The following is a 9,214-nucleotide window of genomic DNA, read 5'->3' as shown; positions in this document are numbered from 1 at the left end:
GTCCCGGCCGACGGCCCGCCAGCCGCCCCGCGTGTGCGCGGTGAACGCGGCCCGCACGGACACCCGGTGCTCGGGCGTGCGGTGGAAGGCCGCGGCCCGGACGGTGCCCCAGGGGTCGAGCGGGGTGACGGGGCTGTCCGAGCCGAAGGCGAGCGGGACGCCCGAACGCAGCAGCGCCGCGAAGGGGTTGAGGGTGCGGGCCCGCTCTGCGCCGAGCCGCTCGGCGTACATCCCGTCCTCGCCGCCCCACAGCGCGTCGAACGCGGGCTGCACGGAGGCGGTCAGGCCGAGCTCGGCGAAGGCGGCGATGGTGTCGGGGGTGAGCATCTCGGCGTGCTCGACACGGTGCCGTCCGGCCCGTACGCGGGCGAGGCCCAGCTTGTCGGCGGCGGTGCGCATCCCGGCGACCACCGTGCTCACGGCGGCGTCGCCGATGGCGTGGAAGCCCGCCTGGATGCCGGCCTCGGTGCAGGCCATGACGTGGGCGGCCACGGCGGCCTCGTCGAGGAAGGCGGTACCCGTGTGGGCGGTGTCCGCGTACGCCTCGTGCAGGCAGGCCGTGTGCGAGCCGAGCGCGCCGTCGACGAACAGATCCCCCGCCGCGCCGAGGGCGCCCAGATCGCGGATACGGTCGGCTTCCGCGGCCGATTCCAGGGCCTCGGCCCAGTAGCCGACGACGCGCGGGCCGGGCTCGTCCGCGGCGAGCGCGAGGAGGCCGGTGAGGTCGTCCTCCGAGGAGATGTCGGGACCCGCGCACTCGTGCACGGAACCGATGCCGAGCGAGGCCGCGTGCCGCAGCGCGGTGCGCTGGGCCTCGGCCCGCTGGAGGGGCCCGATCGCGTCGTGCGCGGCACGCCGTACCGCGTGGTGGGCTTCCTTGGTCAGCGGGGCGTCGGCCTCGAAGCCGGGCAGGTCGCGCACCCCGGGCACGAGGTCGAGCAGCGCGGTGGTGGCGACGGCGGAGTGCACATCGATCCGGGTCAGATACAGCGGCCGTCCGCCGGTCGCCTCGTCCAGTTCGGCGCGGTGCGGTGCGCGGCGCTCGGGCCAGCGTGCGGCGTCCCAGCCGTGACCGAGCAGGACCCGGTCGTCGGGGCGACTCGCCGCGTACTCCCGTACGCGGTCCAGAGCCTCGCGCAGGTCCCGTACGTCCGAGAGGTCGAGGCCCGTGAGCGCGAGCCCGGTGGACGTGGTGTGCACATGCGCGTCGGTGAACGCCGGGGTGACCAGGGCCCCTTGGAGGTCCCGCACCTCGTCCACGCCCTCGGCGAACGCGTCGGCCGCACCCTCGGAACCGACCCATGCGATCTGCCCGCGTTCGACGACCATGGCGGTCGCGAACGGGTCGGCCGGGCTGTGGACCTCACCGCCGCGCAGCAGCAGGGTGCGGTGGTCGGGGGCGGTGGGGTTGCTCTCGCTCATGGGGAACAGTCTCGCGCCTCGTAAGGGGCGTTCCGGACGCGGGGGCCTCGGCCGGGTGCCGCGCGCCCTCAGATGCGCGGCGGGCGCGCCTCGTACGGCGTGGAGAGGCAGACCGTCGTGCGCGTCGAGACCCCGGCGAGGGCGCGGACCCGGCCGAGCAGGTCCTCCAGCTCCAGCGGGGTGGAGACGCGCACCTTGAGGATGTAGTTCTCGTCGCCGGCGACGCTGTGGCAGGCCTCGATCTCGGGGACCCCGGCCAGCCGCTCGGCGATGTCGTCCGGGGCACTGGGGTCGAAGGGCTTGACCGAGATGAACGCGGTCAGCGGCAGGCCGACGGCCTCCGGGTCGACCACGGCCGCGTAGCCGCGGATGACGCCGCGCTGCTCGAGGCGGCGCACGCGCTGGTGCACGGCGGACGTGGACAGGCCCGTGGCCTTGCCCAGGTCGGTGTAGCTCATCCGCCCGTCCTTGACGAGCAGCTGCACGATCTGGCGGTCGAGGTCCTCCATGGCGCAAGAACCTACAGGGCCGTGATCCACGGGGATACCTGGGATCCGCACGGGCTTTTCAGAGGTACGGACCGTCGAAGGTCCCGCTGCGCCGGGGGCGATCGGCCGTGGCGGCGCGCTCCGTGGGAGGCGGACGCTTGGGGGTGTTCGAGGCGCGCTCCCGCCCGGGGTGCGCACACCGCGACCTGGGGCAGGTGTCATCTCCGATGCGGCGCAGCGGCGTGATCGCGATCGGCAGTCTCTTCGTTCTCTGCGTGGGCTTCATCGCCTTCTGCGCGGAGCAGTACGTCTCGGTGATGGGCAGCCTCTGAGCAGGGCCCGGGCCGAAGGAGCCTGCCGCGGGCGGAACCTCGTAACCCCTTTGTGACGAACGCCACACCTCTGCAACCGTGTCCTCGCGGGTGGCGTGGTTAGGGCCACGAGCAGGCGGGAAGTGCTTGCTGTGGTCGAGGCCGCAGCGCCTTGTCGGCCCATTCCAGGGGGAGTACCCATGCAGAATCCCAAGCGCCCCGTTCGCAGCGCCCGCAGCAAGCAGCAGGCGCCGGTCGCAGCCGAACCGGAGGGCGTCGAACCGGAGAACCTCGACGGTTCCGAAGAGCTCGACACGTATGACACGTTCGAGATGTACCGGGTGATCTGCCCGGACTGCGCACAGCCCATCGCGCTCCTCGCGGACGAGGACGTTCTGCCGCAGCACGCCAAGTGCCCCACTCCGTGGAACCCGTTCGGGCTCACCACGTGCTCGGGCACGGGCCGGCCGGCCGCGGACGCCCGTCCGGCCGAAGAAGGCTTCGAAGTCCAGGAGCAGGACACCGCACTGCTTCTGACGCTCCCCCAGGGGCTCGACTGGCGGACGCAGCCCTTCTCGCACGTGGGCGGTCCGGGCTCGCGTCCCATCAAGCCGTCCTCACTGCGCAGCGCCGCCTGAGACGGCGCCGCGCGCTGACGGAGCGTCAATCCCAGTAGCTGCCCTGCACCATGGCCGCCAGGCTGGCGTGGTGCAGGATCAGTTTGTCCACGTCCTTGGGGTCCGCCGGGACGGTCGTCTCACCGAAGTGCACCTGCCGGTAGGCGACGCGGAGCATCACGACCGCGTGCCGCAGCGCCGCGTACAGCAGGTAGAAATCCATGTCCCGCGGTGCGTGGCCGGTGAGTTCGCCGTAGCGGGCCTCTATGCGGTCTCGGCGCAGGAAGTCCGGAAGGCCGGCCTGGCCGAACATGACGGTCAGGTCCTGGAAGAAGCGGTGCAGATAGATCGTCCAGCCCAGGTCCACCTCGCGCGGGGCGAGTGCGGCCATCTCCCAGTCGAGCACCGCGGCGGGTTCGAAACCGTCGTAGATGATGTTGCCGATGCGCGCATCGCCCCAGTTGAGCACCGCCTCGCCCTCATCGGTGGGCCACAGCTCCTCCAGGCGGTCGAAGGCCGCCTCGATCAGCGGTGAGCGGGCGACGTCGCGGACGACCCATTCGTAGTACGTGCGCTGCGCCTCGACATGCCGCCGCAGCGCACTGCCGTCGCCTGGCGAGGCGAGGAACTCGGCCTCCTCGACGGGGAATTGGTCGTGCAGCCTGGCGATCAGGGCGATGGAGGCCTCTTCGAGGCGCTCGCGCTCGGCATCGCTCGCGGAGTGCAGCCAGTTCCCTTCGTACGTGTAGGGCATGACGTCGGGCGGCACCCGGCCCTCCTTGCGTTCCATCACGAAGAACGGCGCCCCGAGCGGGCCGGGGTCCGGCTCCAGCCACTGGACGCGCGGCACCGGGAGTTCGGTGCGCTCGCCGACGAGCCGCATGACGCGGTGCTGCCGCTCCATGTCGTAGACCGGGAAGATCGTGTACGCGGAGGGGTCGGCCGCGAGGCGCAACGCGCAGGCGGTGAGCGGGGGTTCGGGGTGCTCGATGTCGAAGAGCAGGGTCTCGCTCGACATGCCGTTGGACTCGGGGACCGTGACGTTGACGACCTTCGCGCCCGGCAGCCGTACGGACAGCCATGCGGTGAGAAGGCGGCCGAGTTCTTCGGGGTCGCGGGTGGTGGTGCGGGGGCGGGGTGCTGTGGCCATGGACTGACTCCTCTCGCGCGTACGGGTGTTCAGGGGGCGACCGAGTCGAAGCCGGTGAAGCCGGAGGGGTCGTGCCGGCCGAAGCTTCCGTGCTCGAAGATGCCGTGGCCCGTGCGGCCGTCGAGGGTGAAGCGGGCGGCGTGGTCGATCACTCCGTAGGCCGCGAGCGGGTGCGCGGACGGGTCCGAGAGGTCATAGGTGCGCCGGTCGGTCCAGCCATGGCCGCGCCAGGTGCCGTGCTGCCAGTCGTCGGCGGGCGGATAGCCGGCGCCGACGGCCAGGGGGATCGAGGTGAGGCAGTCGACCGTCATCTCGACCGGCTTGCGGGAGGCGTCGGTGAGGTGGATGACGGCGCGTTCGGGGTGACGGCTGCCCGAGCGGTACGTGATGTCGGCCTGGGGCCAGCCGAGTTGGACGTCGCGTTCGCCGTCCCGCACCTGTACGGCCCCGTTGAGGGTCCGGTAGCCGTCGGCGTCCTCCTGGGCGATCACCATGACGAAGCGGTCGTCGAACCGCACCGGTATCCAGAGCCAGTGGAACCCCTCCGTGCGCTCCTCGGCGCCGATCCGCCCGCCCTCCTCGCCGGGGATCGGCCGCACGCCCCAGCTGCGGTCACGGGTGCCGGTCCAGTTGTCGGCGCCGACAGCGATCTCCTCTCCCCCGACGCGGATGACGCCCTCGGGCCGCCCGGCCTGCACGAAACGGCGGCCTTCCAGAGTGAGCCGGTCGCCCTTGCGCTGAGTGTGGTGGGGCTCCCAGAGGGGCGCGAAGTCGGCGGTCCAAGTGAGGTCGTACGCAAGGGAGTCGGGCTCCTCGGCGGCGCATTCCAGGCGGATGCGCTTCAGCGGTTCCTCGACCGTGATCTCCAAGGGGCCGACCTCGAGACGCATGCGGTCGTCCCCGAGTGCGTCGGACGCACGTACGGCGTGCAGAGTGTCGCCGATACGCAAGGTGGCGTACGCGTCGATCACCCCCATGTTGGGGTAGACCCCCAGACCGAGGATGAGCAGGAACCGGCCCTCGTGGTCGAAGAGATGGAAGATGCAGCGGTCGTACGCGTTGCGGTCGCCGGTGGCGACATGCTTCATCGAGAGCGGTACCTGGTGGACGGGGTACTCGTCGAGCGGCACCGGACGGTCGTCTGCCACGGCAATCCTCCCTGGACACACGGCGGTTGCAGGGCGTGCGCCCCCTGCGGCGGAGATGACGGTACGTCAGATACGCTGCGGGGGGCCATACTCGTGTAACCGGTCGTCAGACCTCGGTTCGCCGCGCTTCGGATGTCACCGGCCGCCTCGCCCGGGCCACCCTCCGAACTGAGCCGCGAATTCTTCCGGGGGTGTCCTGCGCGCTTTTGCCGCGTTGGCCCGGCATGACCCCCTTGCACGAAGCACTCGGCAGGCGCCGCCGCACGCTCTACGTCCCCGCGCCCGGAGAATCGGTTCAGCAGACCGGTGACCACGGGGCGGTCCGCGCTTCCGACCCTCCCATCTACCGGGAGCTGCTGAGGCACTGGGCGGGCAAGGGGAAGACGCTGCCGGGGCACCGCGACCCGGAGTGGACACGGCTCACGGCGCCGATCGTGCGGCCGGGGGAATTCGGGTCGGGAGAGCCGTTCGGAACGAGTGAACCGTTCCGGGCCGGTGAATCGTTCGGGACCAGTGAACCGTTCCGGGCCGGTGAATCGTTCGGGGCGGGAGAGCCCTTCGGGGCCGCGGCGGGCGCGAGTGGTCGCCCGCCGCGTCAATACACCCCAGGGCCGGGCCAGTTCAGCGAGTCTCGGGACCCGCGAGGTGACGGGCGATGACCATCCGCTGGATCTGATTGGTGCCCTCGACGATCTGCAGCACCTTGGCCTCACGCATCAGACGTTCGACCGGGAAGTCCAGCGTGTACCCGTAACCGCCGAGCACCTGGACCGCGTCGGTGGTGACCTTCATGGCCGCGTCGGTGCAGAACAGCTTGGCCATCGCGGCCTGCCGCGAGAACGGCCGTCCGGCGTCGCGCAGCCGGGCGGCGGCCAGGTAGAGGGCTCGGCCCGCCTCGATCTGGGTGGCCATGTCGGCGAGCATGAAACGCAGGCCCTGGAAGTCGGCGATCGGGCGGCCGAACTGCTGCCGCTGCGTCGCATAGCCGAGCGCCTCGTCGAGCGCGGCCTGCGCGACGCCGATCGCGCAGGCGGCGATGCCGAGCCGGCCGGAGTCGAGCGCGGACAGGGCGATCGCGAAGCCCTGGCCCTCGTCACCGATTCGCCGGGCGTCGCTCACGCGGACGCCGTCGAAGTGCAGTTGGGCGGTGGGCGAGCCCTTCATGCCCATCTTCTTCTCGGGCACGGCGGCCGTGAGGCCTTCGGCGTCGCCGGGCACGAGGAAGGCGCTGATCCCTCGGGAGCCCTCAGCGCCGGTGCGCGCGAGCACCGTGTAGAAGTCGGCGATACCGCCGTGGGTGATCCAGGCCTTGGTGCCGTCGAGCACCCAGTCCTCGCCGTCCCGTACGGCCTTCGTACGCAGCGAGGCGGCGTCCGAGCCGGAGGACGGCTCCGAGAGGCAGTACGCGCCGAGCAGGCCGCCGCCGAGCATCGCGGGGAGGTGCTCGGTGCGCTGCTGCTTGGTGCCGTAGTTCGCCAGCGCATGACAGGCGAGGGAGTGCACGCTGACGCCGAGACCGACCGTGAGGCGGGCCGCGGCGAGCTCTTCGAGCACCTGGAGATAGACCTCGTACGGCTGCTCGCCGCCGCCGAACTCCTCGTCGTACGGCAGCCCGAGCAGGCCCGACTCGGAGAGCAGCGAGAACACCTCGCGCGGGAAGCGGCCGGCCTCCTCCTGCTCGGCGGCGCCGGGTGCGATCTCGCCCTTGATCAGCTCGCGGACGAGCATGAGCAGATCCGCGGCCTCCTCGGTGGGCAGCTGTCGGTCCACCGGTTGTGGGGCTCGGACGGTCATGGCGAGACTCCTCCCTGTCGGGCGCTGCGGCGTGCGCGCGCTCAGGGTGTTGGCTGCGCCGCCGAGGTCTGACTGCTCAGTCCTAGCCGCGGCAACGGGTTGCGAAACCGGGGGCGGAGACTGTGGCGGGATGAGTATGCCCGATGAAACGCTGCACGTCACCGGGTTCACGGCCGTTAACTTGCTCTCACGGGGAGTCCGCGAGAGGGGCGCCTGTTCAGGGCGCGAAAGCGGTACTCAGAGCAGCCCGGTCTGCGAGACGAACATCGCCAGGACGACGACGAGGGTCCAGCCGGCGAGGTGCTCGAGGATCTTCGGCCCGTTGTCCTTGGGCCCGCCGGTGCGGCTGCGGATGTACTCGGCCACCTCGGCGGTGGTGGCGGCGGCGCGGGCGCTGACTCGGGCGCTTGAGTTCATGGCTGTCTCGCTCACGGTGGTACTGCGGTGATGGTCCCTGGTGTCCCCCCAGGACGTCTCCACGGTGCCATTGCGGCAGTGCCCAGGGGTAGAGACGGAGGTCATGTGTGGGGTACTCCACTTGGTCCCGAATGTCCGGGGCCCTGGCCTGTCCCGGGCCCCGGCCTGTCCCGGGCCCTGGCCTGTCGGACGGGCGGGCCCGAGAAACCCGGTGCGGCGCTCCACGGGCGGGCGCTAGCCTCCGGCCATGGATTCGGAAACCTTCGTACCCGACGGGTTCGCGCCCCCGACATCGCTGGTCGCCGACCGGTTCCGCCTCGAGCCGTTGGGGCCGCGGCACAACGCCGCCGATCACGCGGCATGGATGTCGAGCATCGAGCACATCCGCACGACCCCGGGCTATCCGGACGGCTCCTGGCCACCGCTCGACGGGATGTCGTCCGAGGCCAATCTCGCCGATCTGCGCCGCCACGCCGAGGACTTCACCGCGGGCCGAGGGTTCACCTTCACCGTGCTCGACCCGGCCGACGGCGACGTCATCGGCTGTGTCTACCTCTACCCCACCCCGTCCCCGGACCACGACGTCACGGTGCAGTCGTGGGTGCGTGCCGACCGCGCCGCACTCGACATCCCGCTCGCCGACGCCGTGGACGCCTGGCTCACCGCCGCTTGGCCCTGGAAGCGGGTGGACCGCTGCGGCCGATGAGCCAGGCGGCTCCTCAGCGGATGCCGACCGACCGCAGCGCGGCCTTCTGCACGGCGCTCAGCCGGGCCGGGAAGTACAGGTAGCAGACGCCGCCTGTGCCCGAGACGACCTTGCCGGTGGAGTTGTAGCGCTTGGTGCGGAGCCAGATGTTTTCGAATTCCCGGCGCTTATAGATCCGGCGTACTGCCTCGTTGCTGGGCGACGCCGGGTCGTTGGCGATCACATCGCCGTCCCCGGTGAAGCCGATCACGGTCATGAGGTGGCCGGCCGTGCCGTAGCCCGCACCCGTGAGCTCCTCCTTGAGGAACGACTGGGACGTTATGGCCGGGATGCCGGCCGCGATCAGGCGCTCGAGTTCGGTCAGGGAGCCGAGCCGGGTGACGACGCCCTGCAGACCCTTGTACGTGGCCGCGTAGGCGGCGTTGAAGGGCCAGTTGCCGCAGCCGTCGTACTGGTAGTCGAAGGTGTACCGGGCCGCGTGGCAGACCTGCGGATCGGCGAACTCGGGGTTCACCCAGGCCAGGTCCTCGGGGGTCGGGCCGCGCCCCCAGTACTCGATGATCATCGTCGAGGAGGTGGGGCTGCACCAGGCCTCGCCGCCGTTGTCGTATTCGGGGTACTGGCCGATGTGGGTGTTCTGCGAGTAGCGCGGCACCGGCAGTTCGCGTGCGACAGCAGGCGTCGACGCCGGCACCTCGAAGCGGTCCGGTACATCGGAGCCCATGGCCCCGGCCCGCCACACGGTGGGCGTGACGCGGCTGCCCGGCTTGCGCAGGAGTGTCAGGCGCAGCTGGTACGAGGCGAGGCGCAGACCGGTCGCCGGGTCGTCGATCGCGAACGTGTCCGTCCAGATCGAGCTCTTGCCGTCGCTCTGGTCGTCCACGGAGGTGCGCCGGATGTCGGCGTCACCGGCCGCCCAACGGCCCATCACGTACCAGGGGGTGAGCGTGCCGTCGGAGTACGTGCCCTGGAGTTCGATCTCCAGCCAGGTGCCCGCGGGGGTGTCGGCGTTCCAGGAGGCGATGACCTCGGTGGCGGGCACGGACAGGCGGTGCGCGGGGCCGGTCCAGGTCGCGTACTCCCAGTTCGCGACGGTGCCGGTGTGCGGGTCGGTGTACGCGCGCAGTCCGGCGGGCTTCGCGATCGCGAGGCCGGGGCGGG

9 protein-coding genes are annotated in these 9,214 nt (G+C 71.3%); 2 read left to right on the top strand and 7 right to left on the bottom strand.

Annotated elements, in window-relative coordinates:
• On the bottom strand, positions 1–1,422 hold a 1,422-nt coding region (locus ABT367_RS39135; protein ID WP_352258450.1), incomplete at its 3' end, for an amidohydrolase.
• A 68-nt stretch (positions 1,423–1,490) separates the two neighbouring features.
• The gene (locus ABT367_RS39130) at positions 1,491–1,931 is read right to left on the bottom strand and encodes an Lrp/AsnC family transcriptional regulator (RefSeq protein WP_052577377.1); all 441 of its coding nucleotides are present in this window, start codon (positions 1,929–1,931) and stop codon (positions 1,491–1,493) included.
• 490 nt (positions 1,932–2,421) lie between these two features.
• Here ABT367_RS39130 and ABT367_RS39125 point away from each other — a divergent pair, with 490 nt between their 5' ends.
• A complete protein-coding gene (locus ABT367_RS39125; RefSeq protein WP_352258448.1) occupies positions 2,422–2,859 on the top strand; it encodes a hypothetical protein in 438 nt (145 codons plus the stop codon).
• Positions 2,860–2,884: 25 nt separating this feature from the next.
• Here the strand turns inward: ABT367_RS39125 and ABT367_RS39120 are convergent, their stop codons facing one another.
• The 4 genes from ABT367_RS39120 to ABT367_RS39105 all read right to left on the bottom strand — a co-directional run bounded on the left by ABT367_RS39120 (position 2,885) and on the right by ABT367_RS39105 (position 7,347).
• Positions 2,885–3,988, bottom strand: coding sequence for a phosphotransferase family protein (locus ABT367_RS39120; protein WP_352258447.1), 1,104 nt, complete (start codon positions 3,986–3,988; stop codon positions 2,885–2,887).
• A 29-nt stretch (positions 3,989–4,017) separates the two neighbouring features.
• On the bottom strand, positions 4,018–5,136 hold the full coding sequence (locus ABT367_RS39115; protein ID WP_352258445.1) for a DUF7064 domain-containing protein: 1,119 nt from the start codon (positions 5,134–5,136) through the stop codon (positions 4,018–4,020).
• A 621-nt stretch (positions 5,137–5,757) separates the two neighbouring features.
• The gene (locus ABT367_RS39110) at positions 5,758–6,930 is read right to left on the bottom strand and encodes an acyl-CoA dehydrogenase family protein (protein ID WP_352258444.1); all 1,173 of its coding nucleotides are present in this window, start codon (positions 6,928–6,930) and stop codon (positions 5,758–5,760) included.
• 237 nt (positions 6,931–7,167) lie between these two features.
• A complete protein-coding gene (locus ABT367_RS39105; protein ID WP_352258442.1) occupies positions 7,168–7,347 on the bottom strand; it encodes an SCO1431 family membrane protein in 180 nt (59 codons plus the stop codon).
• A gap of 247 nt (positions 7,348–7,594) precedes the next feature.
• Here ABT367_RS39105 and ABT367_RS39100 point away from each other — a divergent pair, with 247 nt between their 5' ends.
• A complete protein-coding gene (locus ABT367_RS39100) occupies positions 7,595–8,053 on the top strand; it encodes a GNAT family N-acetyltransferase (protein WP_352258440.1) in 459 nt (152 codons plus the stop codon).
• Positions 8,054–8,066: 13 nt separating this feature from the next.
• On the opposite strand, the gene ABT367_RS39095 is transcribed toward ABT367_RS39100, so the two are convergent.
• On the bottom strand, positions 8,067–9,214 hold a 1,148-nt coding region (locus ABT367_RS39095; protein WP_352258438.1), incomplete at its 5' end, for a peptidase C39 family protein.

Origin of the sequence: Streptomyces mesophilus (assembly GCF_040300965.1) — a bacterium.
In the GTDB taxonomy this organism is placed as follows: Bacteria; Actinomycetota; Actinomycetes; order Streptomycetales; family Streptomycetaceae; genus Streptomyces; species Streptomyces mesophilus_A.
Note: the sequence above shows the minus strand (reverse complement) of the source record. Positions and strands in the feature narration are given on the sequence as shown.

Coding starts and splice junctions, on each gene's coding strand:
- ABT367_RS39130 (WP_052577377.1), bottom strand. CDS start 1,931: ATGGAGGACCTCGACCGCCAGATCGTGCAGCTGCTCGTCAAGGACGGG.
- ABT367_RS39125 (WP_352258448.1), top strand. CDS start 2,422: ATGCAGAATCCCAAGCGCCCCGTTCGCAGCGCCCGCAGCAAGCAGCAG.
- ABT367_RS39120 (WP_352258447.1), bottom strand. CDS start 3,988: ATGGCCACAGCACCCCGCCCCCGCACCACCACCCGCGACCCCGAAGAA.
- ABT367_RS39110 (WP_352258444.1), bottom strand. CDS start 6,930: ATGACCGTCCGAGCCCCACAACCGGTGGACCGACAGCTGCCCACCGAG.
- ABT367_RS39105 (WP_352258442.1), bottom strand. CDS start 7,347: ATGAACTCAAGCGCCCGAGTCAGCGCCCGCGCCGCCGCCACCACCGCC.
- ABT367_RS39100 (WP_352258440.1), top strand. CDS start 7,595: ATGGATTCGGAAACCTTCGTACCCGACGGGTTCGCGCCCCCGACATCG.